At 37.1% G+C, this 16,840-nt stretch carries 17 protein-coding genes and 1 other RNA gene; 8 read left to right on the plus strand and 10 right to left on the minus strand.

Translation table 11 applies throughout. The features are described 5' to 3' along the window. The first annotated feature begins 92 nt into the window (after positions 1-92). Positions 93-596: a hypothetical protein gene (locus ACKWCD_RS13655; RefSeq protein ID WP_413984518.1), complete on the plus strand. Its 504-nt coding sequence runs from the start codon at positions 93-95 to the stop codon at positions 594-596. Here the strand turns inward: ACKWCD_RS13655 and ACKWCD_RS13660 are convergent. The 6 genes from ACKWCD_RS13660 to ACKWCD_RS13685 all read right to left on the minus strand — a co-directional run bounded on the left by ACKWCD_RS13660 (position 593) and on the right by ACKWCD_RS13685 (position 5,909). Further along, positions 593-1,135: a 1-acyl-sn-glycerol-3-phosphate acyltransferase gene (locus tag ACKWCD_RS13660; protein WP_413984519.1), complete on the minus strand. Its 543-nt coding sequence runs from the start codon at positions 1,133-1,135 to the stop codon at positions 593-595. The two genes, ACKWCD_RS13655 and ACKWCD_RS13660, sit on opposite strands and share 4 nt — an antisense overlap. Positions 1,136-1,211: 76 nt before the next feature. Then, positions 1,212-2,339 (minus strand): iron-containing alcohol dehydrogenase family protein, encoded by a 1,128-nt coding sequence (locus ACKWCD_RS13665; RefSeq protein WP_413984520.1) that lies wholly within the window; start codon positions 2,337-2,339, stop codon positions 1,212-1,214. Positions 2,340-2,348: 9 nt separating this feature from the next. Then, positions 2,349-3,047 carry an HAD family hydrolase gene (locus ACKWCD_RS13670; RefSeq protein WP_413984521.1) on the minus strand — a complete coding sequence of 233 codons (699 nt, stop codon included), beginning with the start codon at positions 3,045-3,047 and terminating at the stop codon, positions 2,349-2,351. Then, complete coding sequence (gene kdsB, locus ACKWCD_RS13675) at positions 3,038-3,751, minus strand: 3-deoxy-manno-octulosonate cytidylyltransferase (RefSeq protein ID WP_413984522.1); 714 nt, start codon at positions 3,749-3,751, stop codon at positions 3,038-3,040. Before kdsB ends, ACKWCD_RS13670 begins: the two co-directional genes overlap by 10 nt. Positions 3,752-3,785: 34 nt before the next feature. Next, the gene (locus ACKWCD_RS13680; protein ID WP_413984523.1) at positions 3,786-4,355 is read right to left on the minus strand and encodes a DUF4126 domain-containing protein; all 570 of its coding nucleotides are present in this window, start codon (positions 4,353-4,355) and stop codon (positions 3,786-3,788) included. Between the two features lie 114 nt (positions 4,356-4,469). Continuing rightward, positions 4,470-5,909, minus strand: a complete 1,440-nt coding sequence (locus ACKWCD_RS13685) for an ATP-dependent DNA helicase (RefSeq protein WP_413984524.1) — start codon at positions 5,907-5,909, stop codon at positions 4,470-4,472. A 103-nt stretch (positions 5,910-6,012) separates the two neighbouring features. Here ACKWCD_RS13685 and ACKWCD_RS13690 point away from each other — a divergent pair, with 103 nt between their 5' ends. The 5 genes from ACKWCD_RS13690 to ACKWCD_RS13710 are packed head-to-tail and all read left to right on the plus strand — an operon-like array spanning position 6,013 to position 10,576. After that, positions 6,013-6,660 (plus strand): hypothetical protein, encoded by a 648-nt coding sequence (locus ACKWCD_RS13690; protein ID WP_413984525.1) that lies wholly within the window; start codon positions 6,013-6,015, stop codon positions 6,658-6,660. Then, on the plus strand, positions 6,638-7,468 hold the full coding sequence (locus ACKWCD_RS13695; RefSeq protein ID WP_413984526.1) for a DUF3822 family protein: 831 nt from the start codon (positions 6,638-6,640) through the stop codon (positions 7,466-7,468). Before ACKWCD_RS13690 ends, ACKWCD_RS13695 begins: the two co-directional genes overlap by 23 nt. After that, positions 7,468-8,007: an RsmD family RNA methyltransferase gene (locus tag ACKWCD_RS13700; protein ID WP_413984527.1), complete on the plus strand. Its 540-nt coding sequence runs from the start codon at positions 7,468-7,470 to the stop codon at positions 8,005-8,007. Before ACKWCD_RS13695 ends, ACKWCD_RS13700 begins: the two co-directional genes overlap by 1 nt. A gap of 38 nt (positions 8,008-8,045) precedes the next feature. Beyond that, positions 8,046-9,716: an amidohydrolase gene (locus tag ACKWCD_RS13705; protein WP_413984528.1), complete on the plus strand. Its 1,671-nt coding sequence runs from the start codon at positions 8,046-8,048 to the stop codon at positions 9,714-9,716. Continuing rightward, complete coding sequence (locus ACKWCD_RS13710) at positions 9,716-10,576, plus strand: RluA family pseudouridine synthase (RefSeq protein WP_413984529.1); 861 nt, start codon at positions 9,716-9,718, stop codon at positions 10,574-10,576. Before ACKWCD_RS13705 ends, ACKWCD_RS13710 begins: the two co-directional genes overlap by 1 nt. Positions 10,577-10,698: 122 nt before the next feature. Here the strand turns inward: ACKWCD_RS13710 and rnpB are convergent. Next, positions 10,699-11,005, minus strand: an RNA gene (rnpB, locus tag ACKWCD_RS13715) — RNase P RNA component class A. A gap of 128 nt (positions 11,006-11,133) precedes the next feature. Between rnpB and ACKWCD_RS13720 the strand changes: the two genes are divergently transcribed. Further along, entirely contained in the window at positions 11,134-13,098 is a 1,965-nt protein-coding gene (locus ACKWCD_RS13720; RefSeq protein ID WP_413984530.1) for a DNA polymerase III subunit gamma/tau, read from the plus strand. Here the strand turns inward: ACKWCD_RS13720 and ACKWCD_RS13725 are convergent. After that, on the minus strand, positions 13,087-13,452 hold the full coding sequence (locus tag ACKWCD_RS13725; RefSeq protein WP_413984531.1) for a transmembrane 220 family protein: 366 nt from the start codon (positions 13,450-13,452) through the stop codon (positions 13,087-13,089). The genes ACKWCD_RS13720 and ACKWCD_RS13725 overlap by 12 nt on opposite strands. A gap of 73 nt (positions 13,453-13,525) precedes the next feature. Between ACKWCD_RS13725 and ACKWCD_RS13730 the strand changes: the two genes are divergently transcribed. After that, on the plus strand, positions 13,526-14,107 hold the full coding sequence (locus ACKWCD_RS13730; RefSeq protein ID WP_413984532.1) for a MiaE family protein: 582 nt from the start codon (positions 13,526-13,528) through the stop codon (positions 14,105-14,107). 122 nt (positions 14,108-14,229) lie between these two features. Here the strand turns inward: ACKWCD_RS13730 and ppk1 are convergent, their stop codons facing one another. Both ppk1 and ACKWCD_RS13740 read right to left on the minus strand, forming a co-directional pair. Then, on the minus strand, positions 14,230-16,305 hold the full coding sequence (gene ppk1, locus ACKWCD_RS13735) for a polyphosphate kinase 1 (protein ID WP_413984533.1): 2,076 nt from the start codon (positions 16,303-16,305) through the stop codon (positions 14,230-14,232). After that, on the minus strand, positions 16,302-16,790 hold the full coding sequence (locus ACKWCD_RS13740) for a SixA phosphatase family protein (RefSeq protein WP_413984534.1): 489 nt from the start codon (positions 16,788-16,790) through the stop codon (positions 16,302-16,304). Before ACKWCD_RS13740 ends, ppk1 begins: the two co-directional genes overlap by 4 nt. Between the last annotated feature and the right edge of the window lie 50 nt (positions 16,791-16,840).

The raw sequence follows: 16,840 nt of genomic DNA on the forward strand, positions 1-16,840 counted from the left end.
TTTTTGAAAATCAAATAGATAGACTATTTTTAAAGATTTAGTTTATTTTGTAAATACAAGTGGAGCATTGCGACTTATATAAAAAATCAGACATGAGAAGAGCTTGTTACCTATTCGCCCTATTCAATTTATTTCTTTTATCGAAGGGAAATGCTCAAGAAATGAATCCCGAAAAATTATCAGAATTAATTTCCCAAGTAGCTGATACCACTACGACCAATGGAAATGCCATTCAATTTATGTACAAAGAAAGGCCTCTGATCTGCGTTTATGACGAAAATGCCAATCGCATGCGGATTATTTCGCCCATAATTGAAACTAAAGATTTAGAGGAAGAACAATTACTAAATATGTTGGTTGCAAACTTTCATTCCGCTTTAGATGTCAAGTACGCCTTGAGTGATGAAGTAATCTGGTCCGTATTTATTCATCCTTTAAAAGAGTTGGCAGATCATCAAGTATTGGACGCAATTGATCAAGTATATGCAGCTAGTGTTACTTTCGGAACTTCTTATTCTAGTACCACACTTGTTTTTCCAGGAAATTCGAAGAAAAAAGACAACCCGAAGGAGAAAAAATTAATTGAAAGGGGCTAGAAACTATTCTTAGCTATTTTACCTTTTACACCTTTGTAAAAATCATAATATAGCTTGAAGTCGGCTTCTTTATCATCCGTAGTGTAATGTGGTTCTGAAACTTTGACTTGTTTATTACCATAATCAAAGGCAACCAAAACAACTGGCACCTCGGCAGCTTTTGCAATATAATAGAAACCCGTTTTCCAAGTATCGACCTTCTTTCTCGTGCCTTCTGGAGCTAAGGTCAAACGAAATTTATCCCTTTTAGCAAACAGTTCAGCCGTGGCACTTACCATATCATTGTTTTTGGTTCTATCCACCGGAGCTCCGCCAACCCATCTAAAAAACCATCCATAGGGAAATTTAAAAAGACTCTTTTTGCCAACCCAATTGATTTGTTCATTCCATACTCTGCGGATTACTAATCCTAAGAAAAAATCAATATTACTGGTATGGGGAACAGCTATAATGACACACTTTTTTATATGTGAGGGAAAATCACCAACAGTCTTCCAACCCATAATCTTAAAGTAAATAAATTTAGCAAGTGTATGCATGTATTTCAATTACGGTACTTTGTTAAATACTTATAAGTTATTTAACAAAGTATTCTATGCTTAATAAAAGAATGGGTTATATCTTTTCGTAGATTGATCTCAGTTTTTCAGGAGTAATGGTTTTTCTCCAGTCCTTTCCCAAGGCATTTTCCCAAAGTGGCTCCATTCCCATAGCCACCTCAATCATGGTATCAAATTCCTGATCGCTCAGATTTTTACAGATTCCGATAGGTAAAACAATACCCTGCTTTTCTCTCATTTCGTTAAAGAGTTTTACCCCTTCTGGATAAAATTCCTCTAGATACTGAAAAACCAGACAGTTGCCAATGCCGTGTTTCACACCAAGCAAATACCCCAAACCATAACTCATGGCATGTGCCACACCCACCTGAGAATAGGCAATACTCATTCCGCCATGCCAAGAAGCCATCATCAACTTATCACGTGAATCTTCAGGAGATAACTCCCCCAAATAAACCTCTTTACAAAGTTCAAGTGCCTTTTCGCCATAGCTTTGGCTAAACGCATTTAAATAGGTTCCGTTGAGAGATTCTATACAGTGAATAAAGCAATCCATTCCTGTATAAAACCACTGTTCTTTTGAAACACCTTGAATTAAATCAGGATCTAAAACAACCTGATCAAATGTGGTATAATCAGAATTAATACCCAATTTTTTTTCAGGACCTAGGAGTACCGTTGTTCTAGAAACTTCTGCTCCGGTGCCGCTAATAGTAGGTATTCCTACATGGTATATGGAAGGTTTTTGAACCAGATCCCAGCCTTGATATGCCGCTGAACTACCTTTGTTGGTGAGCATTATAGCCACCGCTTTCGCTAGGTCTAATAAAGTACCACCACCAATACCGACAATTCCTGAAGGAAGTTCTTCATATCCATTTCGAATCTTTTGCACCAAAGCATCTACTTGAGAAGTCTTTGGTTCTTCTTCAGCCGAAACAAAAATAATCTGATCATTAAAGATGAGAGGTATTCTTTCAATCAACTTAGTACCCTCAAATACATCATCTACCAAAAAGATGAATGGAGCTTCTGAATGCTTCCTTTTTGGCAACAAGATTTCACCCAATTGATTGAAACTGCCTTGCCCGAAAACCACACGTGGTACCATCGGAAAATTTCTATATGTATCCGTTTTTGAACCCATTATCTTACTAACCCCTATCTCTTTTTTAACATCCATAATTCAAAATCACAAATACTTTAGAATATCTGTCAACCTATTAATTTTTAGATACTTAACATCTTCATCTTCAATAGCCACTTCTTCATGTTGCCATGTGGTATGAAAAGGAACATGTACAGCCTGCGCGCCAATATTTATTAGGGGAAGCACGTCAGACTTCAGTGAGTTCCCAATCATTAAGAACTCACTCACATTTATCTCTAAATGATCGAGCAAATTTAAATAGTTTTCTTCTTTCTTATCACTTAATACCTCAACGTGATGAAAATATTTTGACAATCCTGATCGCTCAATTTTTCGTTCCTGATCTAATAAATCGCCTTTAGTCAATACAATCAAACGATATCTATCACTCAACATTTCCAGCACTTCGTTTACCCCTTCAAGCAGTTCTACAGGATGCGAAATCATCTTTTTACCAAGATTCAACAATTTGGTTATCGTTGCTTGCGAGACCGTATTATTCGAAATATCAAGAGCTGACTCCACCATAGATAACATAAAACCCTTAATACCATAACCATATAGTTCGAGATTTTTCATTTCCATTTTAAACAATTCTTGATCAATTTTGTTTTTAGTTTCAAAACCATCTAACAAACTTGCAAACTGTTCTTCTGCATCCCTAAAATAGGTTTCATTAACCCATAGGGTATCATCAGCATCAAAACCGACGACTTTTATGGCACTATAATCTACCTCCATGCTTCTTGCGCGCGCTTTAAATCTTCGGGAGTATCTATTTCAATTCCACTCACAGTAGTTTCTACCATTTTAATTTTTTTACCGTATTCTAAATAACGGATGGCTTCTATTTTCTCGGTTGCTTCTAGTTTGAGCATAGGTAAACGTTGAAAATCCATTAGGGCACGTTTCCGAAAAGCGTAGATTCCCTTGTGTTTAAAATACACTTGTTCAATATCCGTTGCTCTCGGATAAGGAATTGGAGATCGCGAAAAATACAGGGCAAAATTGCGATTATCAACAATAACTTTTACAGTGTTTGGATTCGCTATTTCATCTCGATCTGTTATTCTAACCATTAAAGAAGCTAAATCAATTTCTTCTTCAATGTCACTTCTAAAAACCTCAAGAACTCCGGTCAAACTTTCCTTATCAGTGAAAGGTTCATCTCCTTGAACATTTACAATGATATCAACATCCATATTCTCTACTGCCTCGGCAATACGATCGCTGCCACAGTCATGTTCTTTAATACTCATAATAGCTTTTCCTCCAGCGCTTACAATCGTATCGAAAATTACTGAACTATCAGTAACCACATATACCTCATCAAACAGTTGGGTATTGATGGCTGCCTCATACGTGCGAAGAATAACGGGCTTGCCCGACAGGTCTTGCATCAATTTTGCAGGAAATCTTGATGCCGCGTAACGCGCGGGTATCATCGCTATTATTTTCACTATTTCTTGGGATTAGTTTTTAAGTTTTAGCCCTCGGTCTTAGCTTTCTGTATATTCTAAATATGATAAACAAAATTATGATCACTAATACGGCGGCTATTGCGGGTGCAAAAATTGACGCAGTAGTTACCGCAATTGCTGTTCCTGTTTCCACCGTCGAAACTATGGGATTACCTATACCACCAGTAGTCGCTGTAGAAGCCAATCTACCGGCTGCCCCAGCTCCTTTAATCGCTGTCGCCGTGCCTCCCCCTGCAATTATCGCCAATGACCAAGTAACCACAGGATCTAATCCTGCGACCGTACTGACCATCACCGCCGTACCTGCAATAGCGGCTAAAGGAACAGCCATGCTATCTAAAACATTATCTACCCATGGAATAAAATAGGCAAAAACTTCAATTACTGTAGCAACCCCTAAAGTGATCACAGCGGCTAAACTTCCGATCCATTGCCAACTATCATTGAGTTCCCAAACATTAAAATAAGATGCTAGACTCAAGGCAAATAAGGGTAAGAATACCCGAAAACCCACAGAAGCTGCTAAACCTATTCCTAAAAATATACTGATTACTGTTTCAGATGTCATTGTGTACTATTAATTTTTGATTTCAAATGCTAGATATTGCCATTTTTGTTACCCAAAATTCATTCATGAACTATACCTACGACTTTGTAAATCAAATATCAAACCAAATTTAACTTATTCCCCATCAAGAAAAAAATCGTTCTTAAATCCGATTAAGTAAAGTTGTTTTTTAGCACGTGTGACAGCGGTATATAGCCATCGCAAATATTCTTTATCAACCCCATTTGGCAGATAGGGTTGCTCAACGAAAACTGTATCCCATTGCCCTCCTTGAGATTTATGACAAGTAATTGCATATGAGAATTTTACCTGCAATGCATTGAAGTATTTATTTCCTTTTACACCAAGAAATTTTTTGTATTTTGATTTCTCATCTTGATAGTCCTCCATTACATTCTGATAGAGTCGATTTCCATCTTCATAAGATAAAGACGGGGTCACAGCTTGAATTGTATCTAGAAGTAAAACCGTTTCAAAAGGTTTCATGTTAGGGTAATCAACCATTTGAACTTTTACCTCGGCAAACTTAAAAGAATAGAGTTCTTTAATTGCAAAGATTTCCAGTACCTCTATGATATCCCCGTTAGCAATAAACCCAGCCTCTGATTTCGTATCTAGCCAAAAGTAATTGTTCTTGACCACCATCATAAAATCTCCTACCGCAATCTCATTCTCCAAATACAATATGCGACTGCGTATGTTTTCATTATACAGATTTGCCCGTTTGTTAGAGCGAACAATAAAAGAAGTTTCCTCTTTCCCATTTTCGGAATATGAGTTATCAATGGCATCTAGAATTTCTTGTCCTTCAATCAAACGGACGATATCTTTAAACGGACTCACATTAAACTGAAAAGCTTCAAAAAATTCACTTTGCAACTGTTCTCTTAACATTGTAGCGTTGACTAAGATTCCAGAGTCCTCTGCTTGCCGAACCACTTCATCCAACTCCAATCGAACTACCTCTTTATTATAGTTCAACTCTAGTTTATCGGCATCAAGAGCAGGACTCAAATTTAAATGCACAGGTGGTAATTGCGCAGTATCTCCGATGAGAATCAACTTGCAATTGTGTCCTGAATAAATAAACATCAAGAGGTCGTCTAATAAAGAGCCATTTTCAAAAAGTTTGGAATCTGCTGGTGTATCAGGAATCATAGATGCCTCATCTACAATAAAAACAGTGTTGCGATGTTTATTGGGCGCTAAGACAAACTGAACTCCGCCTCCACTTTGTTTCTTGGGAAAATATATTTTTCTGTGGATTGTGAATGCCGCCGTTTTGGAATAATTAGACATCACTTTCGCTGCTCTTCCGGTTGGAGCCATCAAAACGGCTTTCATTGTAGTTTGCCATAAACTATTTACCAGAGTACCGACAAGCGTTGTTTTTCCTGTACCAGCAAAACCTTTTAACAAAAAAATGGCATCCTTTTTGGTGCTTAAAATGTAGGTAGATAATTTCTGTAAAGCAACCGACTGCTTCAAGGTAGGTTCGTGTGGAAACTTATCCTTTAAAATAGTGTAAAATGAAGCGTCTGTACGGGTTTTCATAGGGCTGCTAAGATAATCAGGATTTTTAGTAGAAAAACTTTTGCGATTGAAAAAAAAATGTAAATTTGCTACAACCACTAAATTTTAATTAACACGAAACGAAATGAAGACCGGAATTCAAATATTACTTTGGTTAGTTTGCGGAGTATTGGCTTATTTAATATACAACTCCATAACAGGACCAATAAGATTTCAAGAAGTAAAAGAAGAGCGTTTTGCTAAAGTTATTTCGGTAATGAAAGATATTAAACTTTCTCAAGAAGCTCATAAAAGTGTGAGAGGTCAGTATGCGGGTACTTTTAAAACTCTAATAGATTTCGTTGATAAAGCTGAATACACTATCACTACACAAAAAGATTCTTCTTTTATGCGTTTCAACAAAGCTTTCGGAATCGACATGCCTGTCGATACTGTTATCATTGATACTCTAGGAACACGGGCGGTTAGAGATTCACTTTTCAAGAAAGACGATCGATTTAAAAACATGATGAATGTTCCTGGAGTGCCAGGAAAGACTTTTGAAATGAAAGCTGCAATTATAGATAAAGGCGGTTACAAAGCTCCTGTTTACGAAGTAAAAGTTGCTAAATCTGATATTTTGGCAGACCAACCAAAAGATCTTTTATCTAGAGAAAATGCTCAAGTAAGTGTTGAAGAAGTAAACGGGCCATTTATTACTGTTGGTTCTCTAGATCAAGTTAGCACAAGCGGTAACTGGCCTGCGATTTATGACAGAAAAAGTGTCCAATAACGAGATCACAGATATTTCTACTGAATTTAATAAACTGTCCATTCAAGTTAGCTTGAATGGACTTTCTTTTTGCATTCTAGATACGGTTGGTCATACCGTAATAAGTTCAGATCGTATTGTTTTTGAAAAAGAGCGAACACCTTACGGACTTCAAAAAGGCTTAGTTGCTCTTTTTAAAAAGCATAAAATTGAACAGCAGCGCTTTTCAGAGATTATAGTAGTTCACCGCAATAAGCTATTTAGTTTGGTGCCTAAATCGTTGTTTGACGAAAATGAAATGCCCAACTATCTGAAATTCAATACCAAAATATTGGCAAATGATCACCTTGCTTATGATGAGGTCGAGAATCACGATATGATTACGGTTTACGTGCCCTTTGTCAATGTGAACAATTACATTTATGAGCTTTTTGGAGAATTCACTTATAAACATAGTGGCACTGTAATGGTTGAGTCTTTGCTTACTGGTCAGAATATTCCCAAAGACCCTACTTGTTATGTTCATGTAGCAGATCGACAAATGGAAGTTACAGTAATTAGCCAAAAGAAATTACTACTTTATAACAGCTTTGATTTTATAACTAAAGAAGATTTTATCTATTACTTATTGTTTACCCTTGAGCAGTTAGAACTTGATACAGAAACCACCAAACTCAAACTTTTTGGTGCCATAGAGGAAGAAGATGCTATCTATAAAATATGCTATGAGTATGTCAAAGACATTTCTATAATGGTACCCTCTATTTCTTCTTATCCGATGGATTTAGAAAAAGACGCTATTGACTTTACCGTTTTAAAGACCTTATAATGCGTATCATTTCAGGAAAATATAAGAGTAGGCGTATTGCAGCTCCAAATAAACTACCAGTACGACCTACAACTGATATGGCAAAGGAAGCTCTCTTCAATATATTGAACAATAATTACTACTTCGATGAAATTGCTGTTTTAGACCTTTTTTCTGGTACTGGCAATATTAGCTATGAATTTGCTTCCCGAGGTTGTGAAAAAATTACTGCTGTAGATGGTGATTATGGTTGTGTCCAATTTATAAATAAGACGGCAACTGAACTTGATTTAAATATTAGTGCATTTAAAAGTGATGTGTTTTCTTTTTTAGAAAAAACCGCTTTAAAATCCGACATTATATTTGCTGATCCCCCTTACGATTTAGCTATAGAAAGTTTTGAAAAAATTCCAGAGTTGGTGTTTAAAAATGATTTGCTATCAAAAGATGGACTTTTAATCATTGAGCACGCAAAGCAAACAGATCTTTCGCATATGGATCATTTTTCAAAGAAACGAAAATATGGCGGTAGTGTTTTTAGCTTTTTTGAGCTAGCTTAAACCATTTTCAGAAGCTCTCTTTTTTAATAGAATTATCTATGATTTATTCCGAAAAAATAAGCCTAGTTATATTATTAGCTAGTATTTTATGCTCATTTACTTCTTGCGAAAAGCAGCTACAAAAGGCAGATCTTATTATTACCAACGCCTCCATTTGGACTGGTAATACTACTATGCCAAATGCGGAAGCTATCGCCGTCTCAGGAGATTCTATTCTGGCGATTGGAACAAAAGAAGAAATAGAAAAACGCAAAGGCGTTTCAACCGAACGTATTGATGCCAACGGCAATTTTATTACTCCTGGATTCATTGATACACATGTTCATTTAATGATGGGAGGGAATGCTCTTTTAAGTGTTGAACTTAGAGATGCAAACTCTCCTGAGGAATTCGCAAAACGCATTGCTGACTATGCTCAAACCTTAGAAGCTGGCCAATGGATATTAGAAGGCAATTGGGATCATACTTTATGGGGAGGTGAACTACCTAATAAAGAATGGATAGATAAATACACCGAAGATAAACCCGTGGCAATTTATCGTCTTGACGGACATATGATTTTAGCAAATTCAGCGGCACTGAAAATTGCCAATATTGATAAAAACACTTCAAACATAGCAAGTGGTGAAATCGTCCGCGATGCAGATGGTTCTCCTACGGGAATATTAAAAGGAAGTGCCATGAATTTGGTATTGACCAAGATTCCATCAATGAGCGAATCACAAAAGAAAACTGCCTTAAAGGCAGCTGAAAATTATCTTTTATCGAATGGCGTCACTTCTGTTCATGATGTTGATAGTTTAGGAACCTATACTGCCGCCAAACAACTAAAAGAATTTGGAGAACTCAAAGTACGGATCTACCTAGCAAAACCCTTAAACAGATGGAACGAAGAATTTGGAATGCAGAAGGAAGATAATAAATGGCTAAAAACAGGACTCGTTAAAGGTTTTGTTGACGGATCGCTAGGTTCTCATACGGCAGCTTTTAAATCTCCTTACATAGATAAGCCTGAGGATAGTGGTTTCTTCATCAATACAGAAGAAAATTTATACCAATGGATTTCCAAGGCCGATCAAGGGAGACTGCAAATAACTGTTCATGGCATTGGAGATAAAGCAATCCATTCCCTCTTAAATACATATCAAAAGGTAATTAGCGAAAATGGAAAAAGAGACCGAAGATTTCGAATTGAACATGCACAACATTTAGCTTCTGAAGATATACAGCGCTTTTCCGAGTTAGATGTCATAGCAAGTATGCAACCTTATCACGCTATAGATGATGGAAGATGGGCAGAAGAACTTATCGGGTCCGAACGTATAAAAACCACCTATGCTTTCAAATCTTTGTTAGATGCCAATACGAAAGTTGTTTTCGGCAGCGATTGGCCTGTGGCACCTGCATCTCCCTTAGATGGAATTTACGCTGCGGTAACTCGGAGAACTTTGGATAATAAAAATCCTGAGGGATGGGTTCCGGAGCAAAAAATATCAATTGAACAAGCATTACGAGCGTACACCAAAGATGCAGCATATGCATCATTTGAAGAAAATAGAAAAGGAACCTTGGAAGCTGGGAAACTGGCAGATTTTATTATTTTAAGTGAAGATCTTACTAAAATTGACCCAATAAAAATTCGAGAAGTTAAGGTTTTACAAACTTACGTTGGAGGTAAAAAACTCTTTGAAATGAGTCAAGAGCAGTAGTGAAAACTAAAACAGAAACCCATATCGCAGCTGCACAAGAAAAACCAATCCGTTTGCAGGAATATGGTGTTGGTATCTTCCCTACCCTTTCTACCAAATCTGCTTTAAAAAAAGCTATCAAAAAAGAATACATTCTAGTAAATGGAAAACTAGGTACGACTTCTACTTTTATCCATGGCAATGAAATAATTGCATTTATTCATCCTGAGAATGATCCATGCAAAAAACAACTTATTCTTAAATTGGAAGTTGTTTATGAGGATGATTACCTCGCTATCATGAATAAACCTCCAGGCATTTTGGTTAGCGGTAATTCCTTTAAAACAATAGCCAATGCTCTAGAACAAAATCTTAAGAAAAGTGATCAGGCAGATGCTGTAAAACCACAACCCACTCACCGGTTAGATTATGCCACAACAGGACTTTTGCTTATCGGAAAAACAAGTGCTTCCATTTTAGCCTTAAATAGATTGTTTGAGCAAAAAAAAGTTTTGAAAACGTATTTTGCCGTTACCATTGGAAAGATGAAAAAGGAAGGAACAATCGATATTCCCATTGATGACAAAAAAGCCTTTTCGAAATTCGAAATCGTAAACACCGTAGTTTCCGAAAGATTTCAATATTTGAATTTGGTGAAATTAACTCCTAAAACAGGAAGAAGACACCAGCTACGAAAACATCTAGCCTTTCTAGGAAATCCGATATTGGGTGATTCTACTTATGGAAAAGAAGGTTTAATCTTAAAGGGAAAAGGATTGTACTTGCATGCTTTTTCTTTGGGGTTTGTACATCCGTTTACGAAAGAGAACTTACGCTTTGAAAAAGAACTTCCTGCTAAATATAGGAAGTTATTTTCTTGAGCAAGTGTATTTAATGAAGAAGGATCCCTCCCGAAGTTTGTCCTGAGCGTAGTCGAGGACGGGAATAATAAGACTAGAGCAGGAGATTCTCGCCTTCGCGAGAATGACAATAAAGTTTCTATTTAAAAAGCAGGTCATAAGCCGGATTCTGTAACTCATTGCTGAGTTCCTTATCATTTATCTAGACTTTCAGTTACCTAAAAGTTCAAACCGCCTACCCTTCGGCTCGGGCGTGCAGCCCTCAAACACCGGTTTACATGACGTTTCACCACATAGAGTTTACCTGTTTTCACTACAGCCGAACTGTACTTGCTTTCTGTTGCACTTGTCCGCATCTCTCGACGGATGGGCGTTACCCACTATGTTGCACTATGGTGTCCGGACTTTCCTCGTTTCGCTTACGCGAACCGCGATAAGGTGACCTGCTAGTGCAAAGGTAGCCCAATAGTCCATAATTGTTGATAAAAAATCACTTAAAGAACGATAATCAGCACCGATACTACCTATGGATTTTTATATTTGTAGGCAGTTCATTTTTGACACAAAACAACACCTATTTGGAACCCTTTGTAGTATCAGCTCGAAAGTACAGACCTCAGACATTTAAAGATGTTGTCGGGCAACAAGCGATTACTAATACGCTAATGAATGCTATTGAGAACAATCATTTGGCTCAAGCACTTTTGTTTTGTGGCCCAAGAGGTGTTGGTAAAACAACTTGTGCTCGAATTTTAGCCAAACAAATCAATCAAGATGGCACTCAGAGTGAGGATGAAGATTTTGCATTTAACATCTTTGAATTGGATGCTGCCTCAAACAACTCTGTTGATGACATTCGAAATCTGATTGACCAGGTTCGTATACCGCCACAGACTGGTAAATACAAAGTATATATTATTGATGAGGTGCATATGCTGTCCTCAAATGCCTTTAATGCGTTCTTAAAAACACTAGAAGAGCCACCGAAGCATGCCATATTTATTTTGGCAACTACAGAGAAACACAAAATCATTCCTACTATACTATCTCGTTGTCAAATATTTGATTTCAAAAGAATTACAGTAAAAGATGCGGCAAAATACTTAAAGTATATTGCAGAGAATCAAGGCATTGAGGCCGAAGATGATGCGCTGCATATTATTGCCCAAAAAGCAGATGGCGCAATGCGCGATGCGCTTTCCATTTTTGATCGTGTGGTAAGTTTTTCTGGAAAACAATTAACACGAAAAGCGGTTACTGAAAATCTTAACGTTCTCGACTACGAAACCTATTTCGAAGCGACGGACCGTATTCTTGAGCATAATATTCCCGAACTACTGCTATTATTCAATAAAACTTTATCCTTAGGTTTTGACGGACATCACTTTATTAGCGGATTAGCAACACACTTCAGAGATTTGATGGTCTGCCAACATCAAAGCACTATTAATTTGCTGGAAGTGGGTGATGGCGCAAAACAGAGTTACCTAGAACAGTCCAAAAAAACCTCTAATTCCTTTTTGCTAAAGGCGTTGAACATAGCCAACGACTGCGATTTAAAATATAAGACCAGCAAGAACCAACGTCTTCTGGTAGAATTGTCTTTAATGAAACTTGCATCCATCGATTTTGATGGAGAAAAAAAAAATCCTGAATCCGTAGCCCTTTCTGGTAGTACTGTTGATTTTATTGCTCCTGCTTCCTTTTACAAAGGAATTAATCCTTCTAAGCCAGTTATAGAAACTCCCGAAGAAGTTCCGGCAGAAACACCTAGTGAAGAATTAATTGCCCAAGAAACTACTTCAGAACTACCTGCAGTCGAGGAAACCATATCATCTTCACAGGAGCCCGTTTTACAAGCTGCGATTACTACAGATGTACCTCAAAGTATTTCGACGGAGTCTATACAAATAACAACTGAGCCTAAAACAGAAGTTGTAACTGAAGTAATACAAGAAACACCTACGAAAATTACAACAACAGTTTCAGAACCTGAAATTGCTGTTTCTGAAAAGGTTGAAACCCTCGTAAAAGAAAAAGAAGTTTCGGAAGCACCTAAGATGAACATCAGTTTAGCTGAAAAGCGAGTTTCGGCCCTTTCAATATCTAGTTTGAAAGCTAAAAAAGTTCATGAACAGAATCGAAAGGACGATTCAATTGATGAAAGTTTACTTCCAAAAGACACATTTACTGAAGAAGCAATGCAGGCTCTTTGGGCCGAGTTCGTTCAGAAGATCGATGATGCAGGACGAAAGATTTTGGCTTCAAATTTAAATGCTGATGTTCCTAAGTTAAGGAACGAAACTACCCTTTGGATTGAACTTCCAAATGATACGATGAAAAAGGAAATCGAGCGTGAGCAATATGACTTGATGGAATTTCTAAAATCAAAACTGAACAATCACTTTATTACACTTCAAATTACTGTGAATGAAGCTACTGCGAAAAAGTTTGCATTCACTCCGGAAGAAAAATACCAAAAGTTGAGGGAAAAGAATCCCACAATAGATTTGCTACGAAAAGAGTTCGATTTAGACCTTTGATTTTGATTTGTGTATCAAATAACCTCTCAAACCTAATGTTAGCATTACAACGGCAATTATTAAGAGTCCGAAAGCTTCTCTCGCCTCTTCTATATTTTTAATATCTCCGGCCCCTATTTCAAAGCCTTCAAACTTCTCAGGATACATGTAAAAAAATCCAATTAGCGCGGCGACACCCATAACCAAAGGTATTGGGAAAGAAATGCGATTGAAAGCAAAAGCTAGCGTAACAACACCAGCTACCCCCCAAATGACAATCCAAATTAAGGGATCTGGGTCGTTGTATTGCAATGCTGCAGAAACTATAAATAAGATTCCAAAGAGGACTGCACAGATTTTGAATACGTTGTTCATGAGCTAATATGTTTACTTTAAGTATACATGAAAGTAACGTTTTCTTTCTATTTTTGTTGTCAAAATAAGTGCTATGCTCGGTTTAAAACTTCCCACAGATCCACGATGGGTGAATATTGTTAAAAAGAATATTGATGAGATATTAACCGATCATGCCTATTGCGAACAGAAGGCTGCAAGTACTGCTATTTCATTGATTGTAAGTTTCCCAGAGTATACCGATTTGATTGAAGAAATGATCGCACTATCCCGTGAGGAAATGGGACATTTTAAAATGGTGCATGATCGTATTATAGCAAGAGGTCAGAAACTAGGTAGAGATCGCAAAGATGAGTATGTACTGCAATTGGTCAAGTTCTTTCCAAAGGGAGGAAGCAGGACTACACAACTGGTACATCGATTACTTTATGCGGCACTTATTGAAGCAAGAAGCTGTGAGCGTTTTCGTTTGTTGTCGGAAGAACTTGAAGATAAAGAATTGGCAGAGTTTTATCATAAACTCATGGTCAGCGAAGCAAGTCATTACACCATGTTCTTAAAGTTTGCCCGACAATACGGAGATCGACAAGAAGTAGATCAAAAGTGGCAAGCTTTACTTGAATACGAGGCGGAGATTATGAAAGGCCTTAGTAAGAATGAGAGTATTCATGGGTGAAAAGAGGTTTAGACGTTGACCGGTTTATGAGTTTAGAAAGAGTTGTAAAGTTTTATTTTAACAAAATAAAATTCAAAACGCTAAACTCATAAACCGGTCAACGTCTAAACTATATCACAAGGCTACTCTCTACTCAACTTTTCTAGATAATAATCATACATCGCAAACTGAGATCGGATTGCACCATTACCACTCTTTCGATATTCATTGTCTTGTGCTTCATTGAAAATTCTTGCTTTTACAGAATCACTCCAAGACATTTCAAAGGTGTCTAACAACTCTTGTCTAATCTCAGGGTCGTAAATAGGACATCCTACTTCTACCCTATTATCTAGGTTACGAGTCATCCAATCCGCAGAAGAAATATAAATTTTTGCATCACCATTGTTTCCGAAGATAAAAATACGAGGATGCTCTAAAAACTTATCTACAATACTAATAGCTTCAATATTTTCGCTCATTCCTTTCACTCCAGGCACCAAGCAACAAATACCTCTAATAATCAATTGTATCTTCACCCCTGCATTACTTGCCTCATAGAGCTTGTCAATCATTTTATAGCTTGTGAAGCTGTTCATTTTAATTTTAATATACGCTTCTTTACCAGCCAAGGCACTTTGAATTTCATTATCTATTAGCTTGAGAAAGGTGCTTTTCGTGTAATGCGGCGAAACAATAAGATGTTTGTATTTATTAATTTTATAGGTCGTCTCAAAGAAATCAAAGACTTTGTTTAATTCCTTCAGGATGGCTTCATGTGCAGTGAACAAAGTATAATCTGTATAAATGCGAGCGGTGGCTTCGCTGAAGTTTCCGGTGCTAATGAATCCGTAGCGTTTCATGCCCTCTTCTTCCTCTCTTTCGATAACACAAACCTTACTATGCACTTTGAGTCCAGGAACTCCAAATATCAACTTTACCCCTTCTGATTGCAATTGTTCGGCGTACTGTATGTTCGCCTGCTCATCAAAACGTGCTTGTAATTCGATTTGAACCGTAACTTGCTTTCCATTTTTAACGGCATTAATCAATGATGCAGCTACTTGAGAGTTACTGGCCAACCTGTAAACCGTAATCTTTATAGTTCTGACCTTGGGGTCAAGAGCTGCCTCCCTTAGAAATTTGATCACATAAGAAAATGTATGATAAGGCGTATACTGCAGATAGTCCTTTTGTGCAATTTGCTCTAGCAGACTTCCTTCCATACTAAACCCTTTTACAGGCAAAGCTTCAATCTTGTCATACATCAAATCTTGTCTACCCAAACTAGGGAAGCCCATATAATCACGTCTGTTATGATACCTGCCTCCAGGTATAACGCTATCAGTATCCTCAACGTTCATTTTTTCCTTTAGGAAACTTAAAGTGTCCTCACCTATGCTCTGATCATATACAAAACGCACAGGGTCTCCCATCTTACGATGTTCTACACTTGAAGAAATCTTAGCAATAAAACTTTTACTAAGGTCATTGTCCATATCCAACTCCGCATCACGGGTAATCTTAATCATGTGTGCTGATATCGATTCATATTCAAACATGGTAAAAATGCTTCGCAGGCAGTATCGAATAAGGTCATCTAAAATGATGATGTAATTTTTATCACCCTCTTTTGGAAGTACTACGAAACGATCAATTCCTTTGGGAATTTCGATTAAAGCATATCTCTTTTCTTTCTCATCAACTGCCTGATCTCCTATTATTATCATCTTAACAGCCAGATAAGCTGCAGTATCTTTTAGTGAAGGAAACTCGGTAAGATCATTAAGAATAATAGTCATCAATTGCGGACTCACCTTTCGAAGAAAATAATTTCTAACAAAGTCTCGTTGATTCTCGCTTAGTTGCGTTTCTTTAATAATAAAGATGTTTTGACCTTCTAATTCAGCTTGAATTTCTTTTAAGATATGTACACTTCTTGCTTGTTGTTTAATAACAATTTTCGTGATTTCTTCTAAAAGATCTTTCGCTATCTCACCACCTAAAACACTTTTTCCTTTTTTACCCGCTTCTACAATTCGTTTTACCGTCGCGTATCGAACTTTAAAAAATTCATCTAGATTGTTTGAGTAAATTCCTAAAAATCGAAGCCTTTCAATCAGGGGCACGTTTTTATCCGTACTTTCTTGTAGTACACGTTCATTAAATCGGAGCCAACTAATTTCTCGATTTACATATTGGTTCTTGGCCTTTATCATCCTCTTATTTGCTTTGGAAAAATAGTCTGTTTGGTGATTCCTTTTTCTACTGAATTCCAGTTTTCAATGTCAAATTCTAACTGTACCAATCCACTTGTGGGAACATTTTCAATATAGGTATTTCCGAGGGAATTGGCAATGTATGTAAAGGCATGATTGTGCCCAAAAATTAGCACGGTATTTAGATCATCATCCAGATCTTTAATAAACTGAAGGACGTACTCTCCCGAAAAATCATACAACTCATTGACCACTCGGAACTTATCTAAAGGAAAATACAATTGTCTTACGAAAATCATACCGGTATGAAGTGCCCTATTTGCCGGACTAGAAAAAGTAGCGTCAATCGGAATCGATTGCTCATTGAAATGATCAGATACCAAATGCGCATCATTGATTCCCCTTTGTAACAAAGGCCGATCTTTGTCACCTACAGAATATTCCCAAGAGGATTTACCATGTCGGACTAGAATTAGTGTCTTCATTCTTAAATTTGTCTTTACAATGGGGGAAATTAGTTTTTTGTTGGCAGTAT

The sequence above is a fragment of the Maribacter taeanensis genome (genome assembly GCF_047345145.1).
Classification (GTDB): Bacteria; Bacteroidota; Bacteroidia; order Flavobacteriales; family Flavobacteriaceae; genus Maribacter_C.

What these genes read in the sequence shown, in the direction of transcription:
- ACKWCD_RS13690 (WP_413984525.1), top strand. Translation starts at nt 6,013, where the DNA reads ATGAAGACCGGAATTCAAATATTACTTTGGTTAGTTTGCGGAGTATTG.
- ACKWCD_RS13730 (WP_413984532.1), top strand. Translation starts at nt 13,526, where the DNA reads ATGCTCGGTTTAAAACTTCCCACAGATCCACGATGGGTGAATATTGTT.
- ACKWCD_RS13660 (WP_413984519.1), bottom strand. Translation starts at nt 1,135, where the DNA reads ATGCATACACTTGCTAAATTTATTTACTTTAAGATTATGGGTTGGAAG.
- ACKWCD_RS13680 (WP_413984523.1), bottom strand. Translation starts at nt 4,355, where the DNA reads ATGACATCTGAAACAGTAATCAGTATATTTTTAGGAATAGGTTTAGCA.
- ACKWCD_RS13655 (WP_413984518.1), top strand. Translation starts at nt 93, where the DNA reads ATGAGAAGAGCTTGTTACCTATTCGCCCTATTCAATTTATTTCTTTTA.
- ACKWCD_RS13705 (WP_413984528.1), top strand. Translation starts at nt 8,046, where the DNA reads ATGATTTATTCCGAAAAAATAAGCCTAGTTATATTATTAGCTAGTATT.
- kdsB (WP_413984522.1), bottom strand. Translation starts at nt 3,751, where the DNA reads ATGATACCCGCGCGTTACGCGGCATCAAGATTTCCTGCAAAATTGATG.
- ACKWCD_RS13695 (WP_413984526.1), top strand. Translation starts at nt 6,638, where the DNA reads ATGACAGAAAAAGTGTCCAATAACGAGATCACAGATATTTCTACTGAA.
- ACKWCD_RS13670 (WP_413984521.1), bottom strand. Translation starts at nt 3,047, where the DNA reads ATGGAGGTAGATTATAGTGCCATAAAAGTCGTCGGTTTTGATGCTGAT.
- ppk1 (WP_413984533.1), bottom strand. Translation starts at nt 16,305, where the DNA reads ATGATAAAGGCCAAGAACCAATATGTAAATCGAGAAATTAGTTGGCTC.
- ACKWCD_RS13665 (WP_413984520.1), bottom strand. Translation starts at nt 2,339, where the DNA reads ATGGATGTTAAAAAAGAGATAGGGGTTAGTAAGATAATGGGTTCAAAA.
- ACKWCD_RS13740 (WP_413984534.1), bottom strand. Translation starts at nt 16,790, where the DNA reads ATGAAGACACTAATTCTAGTCCGACATGGTAAATCCTCTTGGGAATAT.
- ACKWCD_RS13685 (WP_413984524.1), bottom strand. Translation starts at nt 5,909, where the DNA reads ATGAAAACCCGTACAGACGCTTCATTTTACACTATTTTAAAGGATAAG.
- ACKWCD_RS13725 (WP_413984531.1), bottom strand. Translation starts at nt 13,452, where the DNA reads ATGAACAACGTATTCAAAATCTGTGCAGTCCTCTTTGGAATCTTATTT.
- ACKWCD_RS13700 (WP_413984527.1), top strand. Translation starts at nt 7,468, where the DNA reads ATGCGTATCATTTCAGGAAAATATAAGAGTAGGCGTATTGCAGCTCCA.